Raw genomic sequence first — 21355 nt, 5'->3', positions numbered from 1 at the left:
GGGCGACGCGGACCATAGCTATTGCAGGCCGGCTATTTCTGGACCGACCCGAAGCGGTCGCTGATCAAAGGTCGAAGCGAAGTTCAACCCCGTAGGCGCGCGGATCGCCAACGCCGCCCAGGTCGCCGGCGGGGGTGTTCGTCTGGGGGATCTGGTTGTTGAAATATTTTTCATTGCTCAGATTGGTGCCCCACAGCCGGAACGTCAGTTTGTCGTTGAATTCCGGCTTGAATGTGACGCTGGCACTGAACAGTGTCAGCTTGGGTTCGGTCAGGATGTTGTCCGGGTCCCATTTCAGGTTGGAACGATAGGACATCTGACCGGCCAGGCTGAATTCGCCAACCGACGTCGGCAGTTCATAGTTGAAACCGGCATTGATTTTCCACTTTGGCGTCTGTGACAGGCGGTTGCCACTGGCGTCTCCCGACTGCAGGGTAACGCCCCATGGCGGCGCAAAGATTGGCACATTGATCGGTGCATTGGCGAACTTGATGAATTTGGCCGACAGATACTGGCCCGACAGGTCCAGGCGTAATTGGCGCGTCACCAATATGGAGCCGTCAAACTCGACGCCCTTGGTGCGTGCTTTTTCCGCGTTGGCGAATGCGACGAAGGGCGTCGGTCCCGCAGGCGTATTGACCAGTTCTACCAGCTGGACCTGTGGGTCCTTGATGTCGTTGCGGAACACGGCGAAGTTCGCGCGTACCCGGCGGTCGAACAGGGTCAGCTTCAGGCCGGCTTCATAGGATGTCACGGTTTCAGGGTTGGTCGGCGGCGCGCTCAAGGGGATCGTGTTGAACGTGCCGGACTTGTAGCCGCGGCTCCATGTCGCATATGCCATGATGTCGTCGGTAAAATTGTGGTCCAGCGAAACCTTGTAGGTCCACTTGTCGAAATTAACGGTCTGGTTGTAGTCGGGTGCGACGGGGAAATTCGCCCCCACAAGCGGCGTCAGCGTTTGTCGACCTTTTCCTTCCACGCGGTCCTTCGTGTAGCGCAGGCCCAGCGTCACATTCGTTTTTTCATCGACGACCGGGAAAGTTGCCTGTGCGAATGGAGACCAGGATTCGATTGTCTGCTGGCTGAGGATGTTCTGGCTAGCAAGTCCGTTCAAGGTCAGCGCGTCGCCAAAGATGCGGGTGTCGACGTTCGTCCGCGAATTGATGTAAAAGAAGCCCAGCAACCAGCTGATATCCGACGTGGGTTTGGACTTGAGCTGTAATTCCTGGGTGATCTGGCGATCCTTGATCCTGATCGGGAAAGTCAGCCAGTTCAGTTCGGTATGATCGCCTTCATAGTTGAGCAGTTCCTTGGCCTTGCGGTAGGATGTTATGCTGACGAAGTTGGCAAATCCCAGTTCCTGGTCGATCTTCAACGCGGCCCCGCCACCGCGCAGGCGATGAAAAATCTCGGTATTTGCATAGATGTCATAGAAGCCGGACGGTTGGAAGAATTGCGTTCCTTCCAACGGTGACCCCAGCGGATAGCCGCGGGTCGTGCCGGGGTAGATGCTGACCGAATTTCCCTGGTTCTGCCGCTGGTAAGCGTAGAAGCCACTCAGTCGGATCGTGGTGGTATCGGTCGGCTCCATCACGATCTTGGACCGGATATTATAGAATTTGCGGCGATAGGTGTCTTTGCCGGTGAACAGGTTTTCGCCCCACCCATTGCGCTGGTTCAGGCCAGAGACGGATATGCCCGCTGATACGCGGTCGCTGATGGGTGTTGCGGCGTATAACTTGCCGCTGATCGTGTCATAATTGGCATAGCCAATCGTCGCCGACAGGTCGGTAGTGTCGCCGGGATCGCGCGTGAATACCTGCATCAAGCCACCAGTCGAGTTGCGACCGAACAAGGTGCCCTGCGGACCTTTGAGAACTTCGACCCGTTCGATGTTGGCAAGTTCAAGATAGGCGCTGGCCAGCCGGGAATAATAGACGTCGTCTATGTATACAGGAACACTTGCTTCGTTGCCTGGGGTCGAGGCGCCAGGATTGCCCACACCGCGCAGGAACGGAATAACAACGCCGGACATTTGCGACACGAACAGCGACGAGTCGGCCTGCTGTATATCGGCGACGCGGACAATGCCCTTGTTTTCCAATGTTTCGCCAGTGAATGCGGTCACGGCGACGGGAACGTCCTGAAGATTCTGGCTGCGGCGCTGGGCCGTCACGACGATTTCTTCAAGGCCCATAGTGGGGCGCGGCTGTGCTTCCCCATCCTGTGGCGCGGCGGCAGTCTGCGCCAGCAGCGGCATTGGCGCCACGCTGGTGAGCAACATGCCTAGAAAAGCTAAAGCCTTATTTTTCATCGATCTTCCCCTCGCTAATGCACTTATTATTATCGGTTTGCGGGGACGCCTTCCCATGCTTGCGAGGCATCCCGCTATTCATGCAATCATGGGCTGCAAGGGCAAGGTCTGGGTCGCACCAGATGGCCGCACCCTGCATCACATCAGGTCGCGGCCATTTCATCACCATATGCGACTTCTGTCAATATGGTATACGTGCGAACGATAGATATGTGTATCTATATGGCATCAGGTCGACGTCGTTAGCGCCGGTTCGTCCTGGTTGCGGCCTCCTGCCCAGCAATATGGCCGAATACGAGTGCGGGACCGATCGTGCCGCCAGCGCCCGGATAGGCCATGCCCATGATGCTGGCCGCAGCATTGCCCGCAGCATAAAGGCCTGCGATCTTGCCGCCGCGCAGGCTTTGCACTTCGGCCCTGACGCTAATCTTTGGTCCGCCCTTCGTCCCCAGTAGGCCGGGGTAAACGCGACAAGCGTAGAATGGCGGCTGGTCCAACGGTCCGACGGTCTGGCGTGATCCGTCCAATGCCCAATCGCCATGATAGCGATCATATAGACTTTCCCCGCGTTGGAATGCCGGATCCTTGCCATCGCGGGCGAAGATGTTGAATTGTTCGACGGTGTGTTCGAGGCCGCGGGGATCGACGCCGATCTTGTCGGCCAGCGCCGCCAAGCTAGGTGCTTGTTCGATCCAGCCTGGCACCGGATCGCCCGGATAACGCGTCATGACAGGATATTTGTCCAGATAGCCCTGGTGGAAGATGATCCACGCTTCCTGATTAGGGTAATCGAACGCCTGGGCGTCGAATTGAAAGAAGGACCGGCCCAGATCGTTATAATTGCAGGCTTCGTTGACGAAGCGCCGTCCCGCGCGGTTGACCATGATCGAACCGGGTTTGGTGAGTTCCGTCACGGCGAAGCGGATGGCGGTTTCGCCGTCATATTCCTCTCCGGGAATTTTCATGATCGGCATCCACCATGCCTCGTCGGTGTTGGCGAGCGCAGCCCCGGCCTCCGCCGCCATCAATAGTCCGTCGCCTTCATTGCCCGGCGGGCTGGCCGCGCCTTCATGCGGGCCGCGCAGCAGGTCTTTTACCAGATCAGCATTCCATTCGAACCCGCCGCTGGCGATGATGACGCCGCGCCGGGCACGAATTTCGAATGGCGCGCCATCATGGTCGCCCCTGACGCCGACGACAGCGCCTTCATCCATGACAAGGCTTTGGGCGCGCATGCCGAACCGGAACGTCGCGCCTTTTTGAACCACGGCCTTGGTCAGGCCCGCCACCAGAGCGTTGCCGACGCCGACCAGCCCCTTTTCCAGCCGATCGCCGATGATCGCGGGATCGAATATATCGACGCCGTCTTCAAGGTCGTTGCTGGAAACCGGGATGGGAAAGGTCAGGCTGCCACGCAATCTTGGCCGCAAATCGCCCAGTTCATTGCCGGGGAACAATCCCGCCGAAAGCGACCGGCCGAACGTGCCACCGGGAAGTTCGGGATGATAATCGGGCCATTTGAGCGCGCGAAAGCGGATGTCGGTGTGTGCTTCGATGAATTTGATGACCTCAACGCCCTGATCGACATAGGTTTCGATCATCATGTCGTCCATGCGGCCCAGTGACTGGCGGCGCAAATAGGTGAGCGCCGCCTCGCGCGTGTCGCTGCTCCCGACCTCATGCATATGGTGATTGCAAGGAATCCACGGCACGCCACCGGAAATCGCGGTGGTGCCGCCCAGCTTTTCCGCGCGTTCCAGGACGACGACGTCCGCACCGGAATGCCGGGCGCTTAGCGCGGCAGCCAGTCCCGCGGCTCCGGTGCCGATGACGACGACATCGGTCTCGCTGATTTGATTCTGCTGCAGCATCCCATACTCCCAAACCTGTCATGCGATCATGGATGGACGGTTCGTCATCGGTTCCGCCCGTGCGCGATCAGGCATTTTCCCGCGCCAGCGCGAACTGGCGCGCGACGGCGTCGAAAGACCGCCTCGCCGCCTCTTCCGGCTCCAGCGCGCGGAATTCATGCGACAACATCTCTATGCCGTAGCAACCGTCATATCCCGTCGCAGCGATCGCGCGCAGAAATGCCGGCACGTCGAAGCTGCCTTCGCCAGGCAACAGGCGGTTGTCGGTTGAATCGTCGAACAGATGGCCCACCACTTGCGCGGCGGCATCGTCCAGTTCCACATGCTTGATATATGCAGCGGGCAAGGCGGCAACCTCTTCATAGGGGATGCCCGGGCGGGTCATGTGCCAGATGTCGATCAGCAACCCGCCATTGGCCGTGCCTGCCTGCTCGATCAGTTGCCGCCCGGACGTAAGGTCGCGAATATTGGCCAGCGGAAACACCTCTATCGACACATAGGCGCCGACCTGCGCCGCTTCGTCGGACAACAGGCGAAAATCGGCGGCCATGGATTCCATGGACACGCCACTGTCGCTCAGATCGCCGACCACCTTGATGTGCTTTGTCCCGATCTCGACCGCCGTTTCCAGCCACAGGCGGCGCTTCTGGTCGGAAGCCGCGCGCGCCTCACCCTGAGCGAACCAGTCCGTCAGGCACTCGATTTCCAGGAACTGGACACCGGCATCGTCCAGGATGCGACGGATCCCGGCGGTCCCGTGCGAGGCGACGTTGGCGGCCAGGTCATCGCCGGACAAACCCATCCCGTAAAAACCCGCCGCGACGGCAGCAGCGGCCCGCCGCTCCAGCGGGAAAGGGCTGGCGACGGGCGCGCCCGGATAGGCATCACCGGCGATGGTGTAGTAGGTTGCGACAATTTTTGGATCGGTCATGAGGAAACTCCTTTGTCGGCGCAGGCGATGCGCCGTGATCATCGTTCAGAAGCGGTTCGATCCGCGCGCGGCTTCGCGGCCGGCGATGTGGCCAAAGGTCAGCGCGGGACCCAGCGTCGCGCCGCCGCCCGGATAGGCCATGCCCATGATGCTCGCCATCGCGTTGCCCGCCGCGTAGAGGCCAGGGACAGTGCCGCCTGACAGGCTCAGCACTTCGGCCCGTTCGTTGGTGCGCGGGCCGCCCTTCGTGCCGATCGTGCCGAGCTTCGTTTCAACGGCATAATAGGGGCCGCGTTGAAGTGGCCCCAGCGTCTTTGCCGCGCCTTCCGCGCCCGGATCGCCCCAATATAGTTCGTAGATGCTTTCGCCGCGATGGAAGTCAGGGTCGACGCCCTTGCGGGCATTGTCGTTGAACCGCGCGACCTGCGCCTCCAGTCCGGCGGGATCGACGCCGATCCTGGTTGCCAGTTCGGACAGCGTGTCCGCGCTTTCCATCCAGGACGGCACCGGATCACCCGGATAGCGCGTCAGGAACGGGAAGCGATCCATATAATCCTGGCTGACGATGTGCCAGGCGGGCAGGTTGGGATAGTCGAAGTTGACCGGATCAAAGGCCTGAAAGACGCGACCGATATCATTGTAATTGCAGGCTTCGTTGACGAAACGGCGACCTGTACGGTTGACGATGATCGATCCCGGACCGCAGCGTTCGATGCCGGTCAACCGAACCAGCGGGCGACCGTCATATTCCTCGCCGGGTATAGTGACGGACGGCTGCCACCAGGCCTCTGACATGTTGCCAAGGGATGCACCTGCCTGAATCGCCATCTTGAGGCCATCGCCTTCATTCCAGGGTGGGCTGTGGGGGCTGTCCATCGGGCCGCGCAGGAATTCGCGGGTCATTTCCTTGTTCCATTCATATCCGCCGCAGGCCAGGATCACGCCCTTGCGCACACCGATACGCCACGGTTCGCCGTTGCGCTCCGCTTCGATGCCGATGACCACGTCATTGTCCTGAACCAGCCGCAGCACGCGGACGTTGCGTTCAATTCGAACGCCGTGATCCACTAGTCCCTTGAGCAGGCCCGCCATCAACGCGCCCCCCATGCCGACCATATCCTCGCTCAGGCGTCCGCCGATGACATCCGCGTCCAGCACGTTGATGCCGTCTTCGACGTCGGCAATGGATATGGGAATGGGGAAATGCGCGCTGGACCGGAGCGCCGGGCGCAATTCCCCCAGCGTCCCAGCCGGGAAGATGCCAGCCGTCACCGAACGGCCGACATTGCCGCCGGGAAATTCGGGGTGATAGTCCGGCATCTGGAGCGCGCGGAAACGAAGGTCCGTTTCCTTTTCCAGGAACAGCAAAACCTGCGGCGCGGTGTCCACGAAGGTTTCGATCATGCCGTCGTCCATCTTGCCCAGCGAAATGCGGCGAAGATAGGTGAGCGCCTGTTCGCGGGAGTCCGTCCGCCCGATTTCATGCATATGATGGTTGTTGGGAATCCAGGGCACGCCGCCTGAAACAGCGCTTGTTCCACCCAGCTTGTCCGTGCGTTCAAGCAGCAGCACTTCCGCGCCAGCCGTCCGGGCGGCCAGCGCAGCGGAACAGCCCGCCGCCCCAGAGCCGACGATCAGCACGTCAGTTTCGTCATCCCATTGGATTGCCACGGTCATCCCTCCTAAATTCGATCTTCATCAGGCCTGTTGGCGCGTCGCCCCTTTGGGGTCTGGATGACGCGTGGCCAGTTCGTGCCCTTTAGCGAGCGTCTTCGAGGATCAGCGACGACGCATGCCAGGCCGTCGCCATCACGGGCGCATTCGTGTTGCCCGACGTCAGGCTGGGCATGATGGAGCAATCCACCACTCGCAGCCCGTCCACGCCGCGCACCCGCGTCCGTGGGTCCGTCACAGCCCGTTCGTCGCTGCCCATGCGACATGTCGCGACCGCATGGGTGCCGCAGCTCAGGTGCCTGCGTACGGCGGTCAATATCTGATCGTCGCTGTCGTTACCGTTCAATCCCGGCGCAATTTCGCGCGCCACATAGGGGGCGATGGCGGGCTGGGTCATCAGCTTGCGCACAAAGCGGACCATGGCGATCGCCGTGTCGCCATCCTCTTGCGTGCTCAGCCAGTTGGGGCGGATGCGCAGTGGATCATCGGCGTCTGGCGAGGTGATGGTCAGGCTGCCCTCGCTGGTAGCGCGCAGCATCGCGGTCGCGATCATCATGCCTGGCTGTTTGTTGACGCCGTTCGTGGGCACGGCAACGTCCGCGTCCCCCTGGGCCAGCGTAACGCCGCCGACGAAGCATTGGATGTCGGGACGCGCCACGCCGGGTCGGCTTTTGGCGAAGATGCCGACCTCTTGCGGCACCGTCGCCATAGGACCGCCTTTGAAAAGGAAATATTCGGCGAGACTGCGGGCTAGCCCCAGCCCGCGATAGCGGTGATTAAGGCCCTTTTCCCCCTGCAGGTCATAATTGATCCCGTAGATCGGATGCTCCTGCATCCGCTGACCGACGTCCGGGCTGTCCAGAATGACATCGACACCTGCCGTTTTCAATGTGTCAGCCGGGCCGATACCTGAAAGCTGGAGCAGCTTGGGCGATGCGATCGCCCCTGCCGACAGGATGACCTCACCACGGCACCGGAACTCAGCCCTTTGCCCCTTGACCCGGCAGGCGACGCCCACTGCCCGACGCTGTTCGATTATGACGCGATCAACCTGAACGCCTGTCTGGACCACGAGATTATGTCGGTGCCGCACCGGCTTCAGGAAAGCTACAGCCGCGCTCTGCCGACGTCCGTCCTTGATATTATAGTGATAATAGCCGACGCCTTCGCGACTTCCCGCGTTGAAGTCATCGTTGCGCGGGAGCCCCATCTGCTTGCCCGCCTCGATCATCCGATCAGCCAGGGGATAGCGGAATTTTTCGGTCGAAACATGGACCGGGCCGCCAACGCCATGTTCGCTGGACGCGCCAAGTTCATGATCTTCGATAGCGTTGAAGGCGGACAGCATCGTGTTCCAGCCCCATCCTGTCGCCCCGCGCGATTCCCACTGGTCGAAATCCTCAGGCTGGCCGCGGATGTAAATCATGCCGTTGATCGCGGACGATCCACCCAATCCCCGGCCCCTCAGCCAGATCTCGCTGGCGTCCAATCCTTCTTCGCGGGGTTGTTGAACCGGAAAATATTGCGCGAACGTGGGATCGCCAACAAGTTTGGCCACGCCCTTGGGCATGCGAACGAACATATGATTGTTGTCGCCGCCCGCTTCCAGAAGCAGCACCCGATTCGAAGGGTTTTCCGACAGTCTGTTTGCAAGCACACAACCCGCGCTGCCCGCTCCGACGATGATGTAGTCGAACTCGGCCATGTCCTCTCCAAATGTTAAATGACATTCGTCTTATATACTTCCTATGCCACGACGAACCTGCGGATACAATGGCGTTTGTTCAACGGCGAAGCGACCGGATTGACAGATTGTCAGACACACGTCACTTAATGGTAAGCCAGCATATGGCAGGAAAGAATCGGCGCAGTTCGCACATGAAAAGCGGCGCGGCGGTCAGGAGAGGTGTGAGATGGGTCCGTTGGACGACAAGGTTGCATTGGTCACGGGCGCTTCCGGGGGTATCGGCAGGCAGATCGCTGTCCGGTTGGCGGAAAGCGGGGCTCATGTCATTGTCCATTATTCGTCCCGCCGTGAAAGCGCCGAACAGACGGCGGCCGCTGTGCAGACGGCGGGCGGCAAGGTGGCCGTCGTTCAGGCGGATCTTAGCCACGGTGATGGCGTCAGGCAGTTGTTCGCCGAAGTCGATGCGCAAGGCGGACGGATCGACATCCTCATCAACAATGCTGGGGCGGGCGAGACTTCATCGATCGACACTATAGCGGAGGAAGAGATTGACCGCATGTATCGCGTCAATTTCAAATCCCCTGTGCTGGTCACCCAGCAGGCGCTTAGCCGAATGCCCGACGGCGCGGCCATTGTGAACATATCGTCCATGAGCGGGCTGATGGCGCAGCCTCCAGGCTTTGCCTATGCGATGAGCAAGGCGGCGATACATTCCTTTACCCTGTCCATGGCCGTTGAGCTGGCGGCGCGTGGGATCCGCGTGAACGCTGTGGCGCCGGGACCGGTCGATACCGACCTTATCAACGGATACCGGGCCAGCGAAGATGCGATGCACGCATTGAGCAGCATGGCCGCGCTCGGTCGCCTGGGCACGCCCGACGACATCGCCCAGATCGTCCATTTCCTGGCATCGCCTGCGTCGGGGTGGCTGACCGGCCAGATCATCCAGGCGAGCGGTGGCATGAGGTTATAAGCCAAAAATCCGCCGGGCATGGCATGAATCGATTACAGGAGAGCGTGGAATGGCCGTCACCTACAATTTCAAGAAAGGCGCGGTCGTCATATTCGGCGGTAGCGGCGGCGCTGGCGGTCATATCACGCGTGCCTTTGCCAAAGCTGGATGTGACGTGGCCTTCACCTATTTCGGTGGCAAGGGGCGGGCAGACGACCTGCAAGCGGAATTGCGTGACGAGGGATATTCCGTGGTCGCCTATCAGGCGGACATCAAGTCGCCTGAACGACCGCAGGAAATCATTGACGATGTCGCGGCCAAGTTCGGATCGGTCCATACCGTCATATATGCCGCCGGGCCGGTCATCGAAGTATGCCCCATCGTGGAAAACGACGCTGAACGCTTCAAGCTTCAAGTGGATTCCGAACTTCTGGGTTTTTTCCACATCGTTCGCGGCGCGATCGGTCATTTGCGGGAAAGCCGTGGAAGCCTGATCGCGTGCACATCCTTTGCCAATTACAAGGTGCTGATCAATGACGGGCTGTCAGCGTCGGCCAAGGCAGGGATCGAAAGCCTGGTCCGCCAGATCGCGGTCGAGGAAGGACGTTTTGGCGTGCGCGCCAATTCCATCGGCCTGGGCTGGTTCGATATCGGCCAGGGGGCGGTTGCGCCTATCGCTCAATCGACCACGCAAAGCGATATCGGCAAAGATATGGTGAAGTTGATGAGCAGCATGATCCCGCTGGGCAATCGTCCTGGCCGGGGCGAGGAACTGGCGGACGCGGTGCTGTTCTTCGCGTCTGAACAGGCATCCTACATCACGGGCCAGACCCTGCTTGTGGATGGCGGCATTTCCCTGTGACGAAAAGCCGCGCCTTTTCGTTACGGAAGAGCTGAAATCATGGTCATGATGGAACGTGCGGCGATAAAGACGGAGTCTGGAACCAGCCGTGCGCTGGCCTTCGCTGGTTCCAGCTTGCCGACCCTGTCCATGGGGCTGACGCTTTCCTTTCGCGGGCCTGCTGTTCGATGCCGACCGGTCCTACGCGGCTCCTGTCCCTTTTCTATCGGATGCCGGTGACGCAGAAATGACGGATATGATGATCAAGGAAGAAATTGCGTGAGGGTTGCGGATATGAATTCCCTGGGTGGTGAGCCGGTGATTTCCATCGACAGCGCCGACGCGTTCCAGTGGGACGACGAGGCGGATGTCGTCATCGTCGGCTATGGCGGGTCGGGGATCTGCGCCGCGCTGGAACTGGTCGAAAACGGCGCCAGCGTGATCGCTATCGACCGTTTCAACGGCGGCGGGGCGACGGCGTTCAGCGGCGGCGTGGTCTATGCGGCGGGCACGGACATACAACGGCAGAATGGGGTCGAGGATGATCCCGACAATATGTTGAAATACCTCCGTCTGGAGGTCGGCGATATCGTGAAGCCCGAAACGCTGAAGCGTTTTTGCGACGATAGCGCGGCCAATCTCCAATGGTTGCAGGCGCATGGCGTGGTGTTCGGAACCAAGCTCTATACCGGCAAGACCACCTATCCGCCCGAAGGCTATTTCCTGCAATATTCAGGCAATGAAAAGGTCGAGGCCTATTGCCGTGAGGCGAAGCCTGCTCCGCGAGGGCACAGGACCTTGGGGCGCGGCTTCACCGGCAATAAATTGTATCGCGCCTTGCGCGAGACGGCGGACCGGTCAGCTATTCGCAAGATGCTGCACACGATTGTCCAGAGCCTGGTGGTGGATGCCAGCGGCCGCGTGGTTGGCGTTGCCGCGCTCCAGATTCCGGGCGACAAGCGGGATGAGCATCAGAAATATTACGACAAGTTCCCGCCGACCGCGCCTTTCAAGGAGGGCAAGGCCGAGGTTGCGAGCAAGGCGGCGCGCGCCATGGAGCAGGAACATGGCCAGCTCCGCTATATCAGGGCAAAGACCGGGGTCATCCTGTCGACAGGTGGTTTCGTGTTCAACCTCGACATGCTGAGCCAGTATGCGCCTATATTAAGCCAGCATTACAAGACCATGATGCGTCTTGGCACATTGGGCGACGACGGCACAGCTGTCCGGCTGGGCACTGCGCTGGGCGCGGACACGGCGGGTATGGAGGCGATGTTCGTTGGGCGGGTGCAGTCGCCTCCGGCGGCTTTGCTGGATGGCATCCTGGTCAACCAGGCGGGCGACCGCTTTGCCAACGAAGCCGTCTATGTGGGCACTTTGGGGCGCGCCATCGCCGATCAACCGGAAGGCAAGGCGTGGCTGATCATGTCCGCCAAGGATGTGCGCAAGGCGATGCGCCAGGTGGCGACCGACGGTTTCGATGCTTTCATGCGCTTTGGCGCTCCCGCCATGCTCAACCTCTTGCTGGGCGGCACCAAGCGGGCGAGGGATCTGGACGTGCTGGCACAGAAATGCGGCATCAACCCCAATCGCCTGCGCCAGACCATGCGGCGTTATGAAGAGATGGTCCGCAACCGGCATGATGATGATTTTTCCAAACTCAAGGATCATCTGAAATCGCTGGGCGCCGGACCTTATGTTGCGATGAACGTGTCGCTGGCCAACCGATACAGCTTCATCACCTTCCATACGCTGGGCGGGCTGGCGCTTGAGGAGACGACGGGCGCGGTGCGGCGTGCCGATGGCAGCACCATAGCCGGCCTCTATGCTGCCGGCCGGGCGACGGGCAGCATACCGTCGCGGACCTACATCAGTGGGCTTTCGCTGGCGGATTGCGTGTTCACAGGCCGCCGGGCTGCCCAATCCTGCCTGCGGGAGGCCGGGCAGGAAGCGCCGATTCCGGTCGCCATTGGCAAGAGCCGATGAGCCTTACGTTGACATATGTCAGATAGATCGGAATAAAGCTGACTTCTATCCGTGCATCCCTGCCTGCCATGGCAGTATCTTACCAATGGAGTGGATTTCATGTTTTCGCATATCGTGCTCGGCAGCAATGACATTGAAAAATCGAAGCGTTTTTATGACGCAACACTTGGAGCGCTGGGAAGCGGCCCGGCTTTCAGCGATGATAAGGGTCGGCTGATCTACATGCACAATGGTTCATCGCTGTTGATCACCAAGCCGATCGACGGGCAGGCCGCCACGCACGCCAATGGCGGCACAATCGGTTTTGCGGTGCAGGATGCGGCGCAGGCAGACGCATGGCATGCCGCCGGTGTCGCCAATGGCGGCGTTTCCATCGAAGATGCGCCCGGCGTGCGTGAAGGGCCGATGGGGTCGCTTTATCTGGCCTATCTGCGTGACCCGGATGGCAACAAGCTGTGCGCTTTGCACCAGATTCCCCAATAAAAAGGATAAACCACAGGTGAGTGTGCCTGTGGTGATCCGGTCGGGCCTCACCCGGTCGAAGAAGCGGGAGGACTGCGACCAGCGGTTGCACCTCCCGGCCTTTCGTGGGACAATAAGCGGGAGCGGTTGCATCGATAAATTGATGGAGAGGTAACCATGACGAACCCAGGCGGGGCCGAACCCGGCGCATGTTCGGCGCGTGGTCGACCGGCGGTCTCCGACAATCGCGAAGTGTCGAATGAACTGCTCCATGCGATGGAGCATGGATTGCGGAACAAGAGCCATCTGGATTTGACGACACGGGAAATCGCGTTGGCCGCCGGGACCAATGCCGGCATGATCCATTATTATTATCATGGCAAGAACGGCCTGATCGACGCCGCGCTGGATAATTTGAGCAGCGATATCGCGCAGACGCTCAACGATCTCAACACGCTGTTCATGACCGATTGCCAAGACGCCACGCGCAAGATCGTCAGCGCCTGGATGTATCTGCTGGAAAAGCACAAGGGCACGGCCAGTGTCGTGCTGATCGAAAGTTTCCGCCCTTATTCGACGGTGTGGCATTCCTACCGGCAAAAGAAGTCGCAGGGCAGTTACACCCGAATGCAGCAATTGATCCGCACATTGGTCAGCCAGGGATATTTCCGGCCGGATATCGATGCGAAAGTTGCCGCCTTCTCCATCATCTCCATTGTCCTCTCACCGATGTTCGTGGGCCAGATCATGTCGGAGATCGGCCATCAGGTGAGTCCCATATTGGACAATTGGGAAGACGAAGCTGTCAAGCTTATAGATGGGCGCTACCGCCTCCTCTGACGGAGGGGAGCTGTGTTGAGCGCCGGGGCTTGAAAGCAAAAAAAGAAGGGGGGCCTGGGCAGGCGTGCCCGATCGGGGAAGATCGGTAAATGGGCCGCCGCCCGAAGGATCAGAGCGCGCTGCGGTTAATCGGACGCAGGTGGCGCGCTCCAGTTTTTGTTATCGCATCCTTTTAAGCGTAAAATCGGTTCCTACCTTTGCGCCCGATGCTCTAGCGATCCCGCCCCCCTTCATATGGTGGCGCAGCCCTGTCAGGCCGCGCACATCATTCCTGCGCCTGCTTCGGCGACGGCCTCGTCAAACTGTTCGCGAACGCCCCAGCGGGCCAGACGGCGCATGATCTCCATCGCGTCGTGCGGATATCCCAGCCCTTCATAGGCGATGCAGCCGAGCGGAGAGAGCCGCTGCGCACCCCGCAACATGCAACGGTCTGCAATTTCATCCTGCGCCGCATTGGGATAGATGCCGATCGTCTGGGTGTGAATGGTGACAGCGGCGACCGCCGCGTCGAGGTCTGGCACGGGGATGATATTGATGACGCGTCCACCGAGCCGATCGCTGAATTCCACTGCCTCTGCCTGTTGCGACACGATGACACCGCCCTCATTGGCCTTGACGCCGAACACCCGAAAGTCGTCGGAATAGCGGATGCCCTCAATCTCGTCGCGCAGCACGGGATCGAACGCCGGGTGGGGGGAGCTGTAGGCGGCGGGCAGGGCCTGCAGCGCTTCATGCACAAGCCGCCCGAAGCGGTTCAGCCGGTCGAGCGAACTGTCATCGTCACCGCACACGACATAGGCGAGCCGGCTGTTGCCGCACCCTTCCTGATTGAAATAGCCGAAATCCTTGGCCAGCTGTCGAGCGACCCAGCCCATCCGTTCTTCTGATTCCAGTCCTTCCGCGCCGATGATCGATGCGCTGACCTTGGGATCAAGGGCGATCAGGTCGAGGCCCGACGTCAGATGCTGGCGGATGTGGTTCATCGATGCGGGACCGCCCCAGGCAACGATCTTGTCGATGTTGCGCGTATCATACAGCTTCTTTTCAAAGCCCAGGTCGCCGCCCTTCCAATAGGCCACGGTCATGTGCCGGGTGATCGGATGATCGGGGTCCATGTCGATCATCGTCTTGGCGATGGCGACGGCTGTGAATGGATCGTTCGACGGGCTCTTTACGATATTGTCGCAGCGCAGGACCGCTCCGTTGATGACGGCGTGCAGCGCGACATTTGGCGCGTTGCCTGCGTTCAGGTGCACGATCCGCGATCCAAAGGCGCGCACCAGCGCGTCGCGGTCGTGCAGCTTCCTTGGCTTCCATCCTTCCAGATAGTCGCGTCCGATATTCTGGTCGATCGCTTCCTCGACGATGGTACGCCGCAGGTTTGCCGCAAAGGAAACATAGGCGGTGCGCAATATGTCAGGTGACTGGCCCGACGACTGCATGTTCATTTCCAGCGCTAGCCGGATGTCGGGGTTGGTGTCCGGGTGAAGTCGGCGGCCCAGTTCTTCCAGAAAGTCCAGGATATTGTCCATGCTGACCGAATAATAGTCCTGCAGGTCGGATCCGTTGCGCTGGACGATCTGGTCGAGATATTTGTTCACGTCGGGCGTCAGGAAGGCGATTTCGCCCCGGCGTCCTTCATAGCGGACAAGGTTATCCTCTATGACGCGGCCCCGGATGATGAGCGGGATAGTATATTCTTTCATCTTCATATGCTCCGAAACAGGAAAGGTCAGGACGCTTTGGCCAGGAAGTCCTCAAGACTCTGGAAGGCCTGTGGCGTGCGGGCGCAGACGATCTTGTCGTCGCCGCCGTTCAGTTCCGAAATGCGGGTGATGTCATTGTCCATGAAGGGGCCTTTGCGCCCACAGCCGCACCCACCGTCGAAATGCACCGTCACCTGATCGCCGGTGATGACGCCTGCCCAGAAGGTCGTTGGCATGGGATCGAAAACGACCATGCGTCCGGTCTGTGTGCCCTTGCGCGGCAATGACTGGCCGGTGGCCGGGTCCATGAGGTGGGTGATGCCCCAGGGTAGGGGGTGCAGCTTGTCATGGGGGCAGCAGACCGCCGTCGAGCTGGATTCGGTCATGCCATAGACTTCCTTGACCCGCCCCGGCACATGGTGCGGGAAACGTTCCGCCACCACGTCTCGCCATCCTTCGGGAAAGCTGAATCCCTTGGTGCCGCCGCCGGTCATGATCATGGAATCGGGATGCCATTCGACATGGATGTCCATCTTCCGGCACGCCTCTGCCATCAGGTAGAGGTTCATGAGCGCGCCATAGAACATGACCTTCTGGCCCTTCAGGCGGACCACGGCGTTTTCGATGAAGCGGGTCCACCGGTCGTCTGCATTCGACGCGCGCGTTGCGAGCGCACTGGCGATCGCCTGTTCGGCGGGGCTGAGCTCCAGTTCTTCGCCCAATGCCTGTGCGCGTTGCAGCCGCCCGTTCAGCCACATTTCATCAGCCGTCAGCGTCCCTTCGTCCAGCGTGACGAACTTGTCTTCCAGCCCGCCATAGCAATTTTCCTTCAGGACACGCATGATCAGCGGGATGTTGTGGCGGCCGTAGCGGGATGGCCACGGACAGACGAAGACATATTCGCCGCTCTTGGCGTCAATCCCCGGTTCGTCGCGATAAGGTTCCACGATATAAGTGTTCTTGTCGACGAACAGGGTTTCCTCGACAGTGCTCAACGGGAAAAGGGAAATCTTTCCGCTGGTCCCGGATGACGTGACGGGCCGTAATGGCGTCGTCCGCTCGACTTCGAGCAACCATTGTTCGATCGAATCGCAATGTTCGGCATGGACCGCCGACAGGTCGTGGGTCGTGAGTGCCTGGAGCCAGCGAGTGAGCTTATCGAAGCGCGCCTTCTGCACATCCAGTGCGGAATAGGATTTGAACATGGTGTGTGGCATGGCCAGACGAGTCAGATCTTCGAACCCGCTGACTTCCTCGACCCCGACCTCTTCAGCCAGGCGCTGGAGTGCACGCAACTTTGGTTTCAGGTCCTCGAACCGCCGCTTGAACAGCGCGATCTGGATCTGTTCGACCTTGTCATAATCCAGGTCGAACAGTTCTTCCTGGCTGAGTTGCAGGAAGCGCCAGGGATCTTCCTCCAGTTGATCGTAAAGATTGCCGGTCGCGGTGATCGTCATCGAAAGCTCCTGAGAAGATAATCGTGTAATGGAGGACGGCCGGTCATCGGCGCTGTCATCAAGCGGCGTCTGCCGGTATTTCGGGACAGCCCGGTCCGGCGCCGAGACCGTCCCGCACCGTGTCTGCCGCAGCTGCATTGCCAGCCCTGCGCCCGAAAAATGTTGCTCCGCCGATCAGCAGGCCGCTCGCATAGCCCCAGCCTTCGACCGACAGGTTCGGCGCCACCTGGCCGACCGCGTAAAGGCCGGGGACCGGCGTGCCGTCGGGCTTCAGCGCCCGGCCATCGACATCGGTGTGGATGCCGCCCAGGCTGATGCAGCAGAAATAGGCCGATCCGACCGAACAATCGATGGCGGCAAAGGGTATCTCCGAAATCGGAGCGAGCCATTTGGGGTTCTTGCGAAACTCTTCGTCATGACCGGTGGCGGCATAGCGGTTGTAATTGCCGATCGTTTCGACCAGCGAACCCTCTGGCATGCCAAGGTCGGCCTCCATTTCCGGGATATTGTCCCAGGCATCGACCACTTCATGCTTGCGCTCCGATCTTATGTCGCCAAGTTCCGGCCGTCCGAAATTGACATTGTCGCAGATCAGATAGGCCTTGCCGTCCGGCTGGTTCAGGATCGCGTCCGTGGACCAGGCGTGATAGACATCCTCCGCCACGAAGCGGCGTCCCTCGCTATTGACCAATATGCCTTTCACCAGGCTGGCGGGCGGGTAGAAGGGCGACGTCACCATGCTGTGTTCCAGGCCGGTGATGGCTGCGCCCAGGCTTTGCCCAAGCTCTATTCCTGCACCATCCGCCGTGGGCACGCCCAGCGGGGCGACGCCATCGCGCACGCCCTTCGATCCATGGGCAAGGCCGAGTTCCCGGTTCCATTCGCAGCCGCCGGTCGCCAGCACGACCCCCTTGCGCGCGGCCACGGCCAGATTGCGGCCTTCCTGGCGGTACTGGACTCCAGCGACCGCACCCGATGCGTCGCTGACGAGGGCATTGACGGCTGCGTCATAGATGATGCGGATGCCGAGTCCCTCGATGCGGTAGAGCAGTCGGCTGAACAGCAGATGCCCCACAAATCCCCCGCCCGGCTTATGGCCGCGTGGGATGGGTTCAGCCGCTTCGGACAGCGGCCAGCAGGCTTCGCTGCCGGTCCAGACCAGCGTTTCATCGCTATGGGGGTGGAAATGCTTGCCGTCGAAATAGCGTTCGTTGAACGTGACCCCCAGCGACATCAGCCAGTCATAATGGCCGACGCTGCCCACGCAATAGGCGTCGATCTTGTCCATAGCGGCCTTGGGCTGGGTCGCTTTCAGGAACCGCGCCATATTTTCCGGCGTGTCGGCAAAGCCGTTGGCTTTTTGCGGGGGCGTGCCGCCGCCCAGATAGATAAACCCACCCGACATTGCGGTGGAGCCTCCGCCGCCCGATGTCCGTTCGATAACCAGAACGTCGGCGCCCGCTTCGGCGGCGGCTATGGCTGCGGAAGCGCCCGCACCCCCCAGTCCGACGATGATGACGTCAGCCGTGGCTGCGAATTCTACCTCGTTCAGCGTCTTGGCTGCTTCTATCTTCACGATGATCCTCTCTTCTGCGGCTGCGCGTCGCTTTTCAGTTCCAGCATGCGGATGGGATCGCTTCCGTCCCAATATCGCGCGGCTTGCGCCACGTCGCGGAACAGGTGGATCAGCACGGGTTCCGCAGGCACCAGTTCCAGCATGCATCCCATTTCGCGGCGAGTGTCGGCATAGGCTACCTGTGCCCCGCCGACCGACCGGAACTCGCTTGCCATCTCGATGCCCCGCGCTCTTAAACGGGCGATCTCCCCGGCTACATCATGGACGATCCGGCACATGTGGTGAAATCCGCTCCCTCCTTCGGGGACTATGTCGCGATAGGCGGATGGGCCTTTGCTGGTCTGCTGGATCAGTTCGATCTGAACCGGCCCAGCCTGAGCCAGCGCGCCCTTGAAGGCGAGCGGTTCGGGCCTTCCGCGATAAAGCGCGTCAGGATAGTCGGCGTCGCGCCGGAAGAATGGCCCGACGCCCATGGACAGCCATTGCTGCATCGCCTTTTCCAAGTCCGGCACGACCCAGCAATTCTGCATCAGCTCCAACCGATCGGCGTTCACGAAAAGATTGTCCGCAGGCATCAGAAGTCCGCCGCCAGCGAAACGCCCCATGTCCGCCCGACGCTGGGGATCGCGAAGTCGATGAAGGATCCGGCAGTGTTGCTGGACGTGAACCCATCATAGACGGTGTTGTTCGTCACATTCTTGACGAAGCCCGTCAGTGTCATCCGAAGGCTGTCATGCACGGGAAATTCATAGCGCATGGCGAGGTCGATCTTGGTGACCGGCGGAATGGACCCGCGCGGGTCATTGAGGACGCTCGTTTCATACCGGGAGGTGTGGTAGACGGCGGCGTTCAGTCCCGCCCGGCCTGCCCCCAGGTCGAAAGTATAATCGGAAATCGCGCCTGCGGTCCATTTGGGGGTGCGGCGAAGTTTCAGATCCTTCAGATCCGCCAGGCCCTGCCCGGCAAGATTGCCGACAAAGCTCAGATATTTCGCGTCGAGATAGCCCGCCGATCCAGTGATCGTCCATCCGGCAACAGGGACGACGGCCAGTTCGGCCTCTACCCCCTTGTATCGCGCCTTGGCGGCGTTGACGGTGGCCGTGACCAGCGCGCCTCCCGGGGCTACGGTCAGGATGTCTTCCTGCTTGTCCTTGAGCGTATTGTGGAACGCCGCGACGTTGAGGCGGACGCGACGGTTGAACCATTCGCTCTTGAAGCCGATTTCATAGGCGTCCATGATCTCAGGGCGATAGGGAATGACGGCGTTGACGATGCTGCCCGCGCGACCGTTGAACCCGCCCGCATTATAGCCGCGGCTCCAGTTGGCGTAGACAAGCAGATCGGGCTTCACATCATATTGCACCCCGATGCGCGGCGTGAGTTCGTCGAACTTGACAGAGGCGCTTACCGGGCCCTGCTGGGGTCCCAGCACGAACTGGTCGCGGAACGGTTGTTGGAGGCGGCCCCACAGCGTGAAGTTGGTTTGCTTGCGGTCCCACGTCTGCCGTGCGCCTGCGGTTACCCGCAGCTTGTCAGTGATGTCCCAGTCGCCCTGGAAGAACAGCGCGAATGAGCGGCTCTTCTGCCGGATGAGGTAGGCGTTGAGCGAGTTGAAATAAGCGGTGCCGGGCGGGGTAGTCGGTGACAAGCCAGCCAGATCGACTGAAGGGAATTGCCTGGCCGTGAAGGCATATTCAATGAAGAAAGCGCCGGCCACGAAATTGACAGGGCCGTCAAACTGCGTTTCCGCGCGCAGTTCCTGGGAGAACTGCCAGGAACTTTCCCGCTTGTCATTGCGCTGTATGGCGAACCTGGTCGCGTCGAAATCACCGATCTGGTCTTCCTTGTCCTCACGATAGCCCGACAGGCTGACCAGCTTCACGCCGTCCAGTTCGTGCGCGACCTCCAACGTGACGGCGTTCAGGTTGTAATAGGCAGGAAACTGGGTCGTTTCGACGTCATTGCGCTTTTTGCTGAGCGGCCTGCAGACGATGGCGGTTGCAGGATTGAGGCACTGCATATTCTGCCCCGAAACATAGGTTGGATAACCCAGCGTGCCGAGGCCATTGGGCGTGAGCAGCTTGGGACCCGTCAATGCAATGAGGTCCGGGGTCATCAGCGGGACATAGGGCGGAACCTCGCTGTCATCCTCCATCCGTTCCAACGACAGATAGATGCTCGTCCGGTCGGTTGGTGTCGCCACCAGCGAGAGCATATAATCGCGCATGTCGCGCTTGCCTTCGCGACCACCGGTGATGCTGTTGCGAAATTCACCATCATGCTTCTTGATCGCGATCGCGCCCTTGATCGCCAGAAGTCCGGGAATGATGGGCGCCATGATCACGCCTTCGAAATCCGTTCGCCCGAAGCTGCCCACCGTCGCGCGCAGCTTTCCGGTGGCGGGCGCATCTGGATCGGGGCGAGAGCGGATGACGTTCAACGTTCCGCCCGTGGTGTTGCGGCCAAACAGCAAGCCCTGGGGACCGCGCAGAACTTCCAGCCGTTCGATGTCGAACGCGTCGAGCAACGTTCCGCGCTGGAACGCCAGGGGAATGCCGTCGATAGTGAAGCCAATGCCTGATTCCACCGCGCGGTTAGGATCCTGAAGCGAGATGCCCCGCAGGCTGATTTGCGGCGTATTCAGTGCGGCGCCTGAGCGCGAAATCGTCATGCCGGGCACCAGGCCCCGCAGGCCTGTGAGCGCATCGAGATTGGATGCGCGCATAGCCTCTCCGCTAAAGGCAGTTACAGCGACCGGCACATCCTGCAGGGGCATGGCTCGTTTCTGGGCGGTGACGATAATGTCCGCCAGCCCAACCGTGGGGGACTTGGTTGAGTCCTCCCCACTTTGCGCGAAAGCGCTGCCAGCTCCCATGACGCCCACGCTGAGCGCAATAAGCGACGTTCCTATCGAGTTCCTCATGCCATCCCCTCCAATATGTTTGCTGTTGCCAGGGCGCCGCGTAATTTCTCGCGCATGTTTGTCCGGGCACAGGTGACTCGCCTGGAAGCGGCCACTGACCCTATAAAACCCCAATCGGATGGCACTGGAAAGTTG

Annotated in this window: 15 protein-coding genes; 5 read left to right on the top strand and 10 right to left on the bottom strand. The window is 60.5% G+C overall.

Annotation, left to right across the window (positions count from 1 at the left end; translation table 11 throughout):
- Window positions 1-64: 64 nt before the first annotated feature.
- From ACI3KQ_RS10860 to ACI3KQ_RS10840, 5 genes are all read right to left on the bottom strand, one after another.
- Complete coding sequence (locus ACI3KQ_RS10860; protein WP_404957477.1) at window positions 65-2314, bottom strand: TonB-dependent receptor; 2250 nt, start codon at window positions 2312-2314, stop codon at window positions 65-67.
- Between the two features lie 242 nt (window positions 2315-2556).
- Entirely contained in the window at window positions 2557-4185 is a 1629-nt protein-coding gene (locus ACI3KQ_RS10855; RefSeq protein ID WP_404957475.1) for an FAD-dependent oxidoreductase, read from the bottom strand.
- A 67-nt stretch (window positions 4186-4252) separates the two neighbouring features.
- Entirely contained in the window at window positions 4253-5116 is an 864-nt protein-coding gene (locus ACI3KQ_RS10850) for a sugar phosphate isomerase/epimerase family protein (protein ID WP_404957474.1), read from the bottom strand.
- A 45-nt stretch (window positions 5117-5161) separates the two neighbouring features.
- Window positions 5162-6793 carry an FAD-dependent oxidoreductase gene (locus ACI3KQ_RS10845; RefSeq protein ID WP_404957473.1) on the bottom strand — a complete coding sequence of 544 codons (1632 nt, stop codon included), beginning with the start codon at window positions 6791-6793 and terminating at the stop codon, window positions 5162-5164.
- Window positions 6794-6875: 82 nt separating this feature from the next.
- On the bottom strand, window positions 6876-8495 hold the full coding sequence (locus ACI3KQ_RS10840) for a GMC family oxidoreductase (RefSeq protein WP_404957471.1): 1620 nt from the start codon (window positions 8493-8495) through the stop codon (window positions 6876-6878).
- 208 nt (window positions 8496-8703) lie between these two features.
- Between ACI3KQ_RS10840 and ACI3KQ_RS10835 the strand changes: the two genes are divergently transcribed.
- From ACI3KQ_RS10835 to ACI3KQ_RS10815, 5 genes are all read left to right on the top strand, one after another.
- Entirely contained in the window at window positions 8704-9450 is a 747-nt protein-coding gene (locus ACI3KQ_RS10835; RefSeq protein ID WP_404957469.1) for an SDR family NAD(P)-dependent oxidoreductase, read from the top strand.
- 49 nt (window positions 9451-9499) lie between these two features.
- Window positions 9500-10291, top strand: coding sequence for an SDR family NAD(P)-dependent oxidoreductase (locus tag ACI3KQ_RS10830; protein ID WP_404957468.1), 792 nt, complete (start codon window positions 9500-9502; stop codon window positions 10289-10291).
- 273 nt (window positions 10292-10564) lie between these two features.
- Window positions 10565-12256: an FAD-binding protein gene (locus ACI3KQ_RS10825; RefSeq protein WP_404957466.1), complete on the top strand. Its 1692-nt coding sequence runs from the start codon at window positions 10565-10567 to the stop codon at window positions 12254-12256.
- A gap of 99 nt (window positions 12257-12355) precedes the next feature.
- Entirely contained in the window at window positions 12356-12739 is a 384-nt protein-coding gene (locus ACI3KQ_RS10820; RefSeq protein WP_404957464.1) for a VOC family protein, read from the top strand.
- A gap of 156 nt (window positions 12740-12895) precedes the next feature.
- Window positions 12896-13558 carry a TetR/AcrR family transcriptional regulator gene (locus ACI3KQ_RS10815; RefSeq protein ID WP_404957463.1) on the top strand — a complete coding sequence of 221 codons (663 nt, stop codon included), beginning with the start codon at window positions 12896-12898 and terminating at the stop codon, window positions 13556-13558.
- A 251-nt stretch (window positions 13559-13809) separates the two neighbouring features.
- On the opposite strand, the gene ACI3KQ_RS10810 is transcribed toward ACI3KQ_RS10815, so the two are convergent.
- Genes ACI3KQ_RS10810 through ACI3KQ_RS10790 form a run of 5 tightly spaced genes read right to left on the bottom strand, consistent with a single transcriptional unit; the run spans window position 13810 to window position 21220 of the window.
- Window positions 13810-15264: an acyl-CoA reductase gene (locus ACI3KQ_RS10810; RefSeq protein ID WP_404957461.1), complete on the bottom strand. Its 1455-nt coding sequence runs from the start codon at window positions 15262-15264 to the stop codon at window positions 13810-13812.
- Between the two features lie 26 nt (window positions 15265-15290).
- Window positions 15291-16721 (bottom strand): hypothetical protein, encoded by a 1431-nt coding sequence (locus ACI3KQ_RS10805; protein WP_404957459.1) that lies wholly within the window; start codon window positions 16719-16721, stop codon window positions 15291-15293.
- A gap of 58 nt (window positions 16722-16779) precedes the next feature.
- A complete protein-coding gene (locus ACI3KQ_RS10800) occupies window positions 16780-18297 on the bottom strand; it encodes an FAD-dependent oxidoreductase (protein ID WP_404957457.1) in 1518 nt (505 codons plus the stop codon).
- Window positions 18294-18902 carry a VOC family protein gene (locus ACI3KQ_RS10795; RefSeq protein ID WP_404957455.1) on the bottom strand — a complete coding sequence of 203 codons (609 nt, stop codon included), beginning with the start codon at window positions 18900-18902 and terminating at the stop codon, window positions 18294-18296. Before ACI3KQ_RS10795 ends, ACI3KQ_RS10800 begins: the two co-directional genes overlap by 4 nt.
- Window positions 18872-21220, bottom strand: a complete 2349-nt coding sequence (locus ACI3KQ_RS10790; protein WP_404957454.1) for a TonB-dependent receptor — start codon at window positions 21218-21220, stop codon at window positions 18872-18874. Before ACI3KQ_RS10790 ends, ACI3KQ_RS10795 begins: the two co-directional genes overlap by 31 nt.
- Window positions 21221-21355 lie beyond the last annotated feature (135 nt).

It is taken from the genome of Sphingobium sp. ZW T5_29, from assembly GCF_044987515.1.
GTDB lineage: Bacteria > Pseudomonadota > Alphaproteobacteria > Sphingomonadales > Sphingomonadaceae > Sphingobium.
The sequence above is the reverse complement of the archived record's forward strand: the minus strand, read 5'-3'. Positions and strand labels throughout refer to the sequence as shown.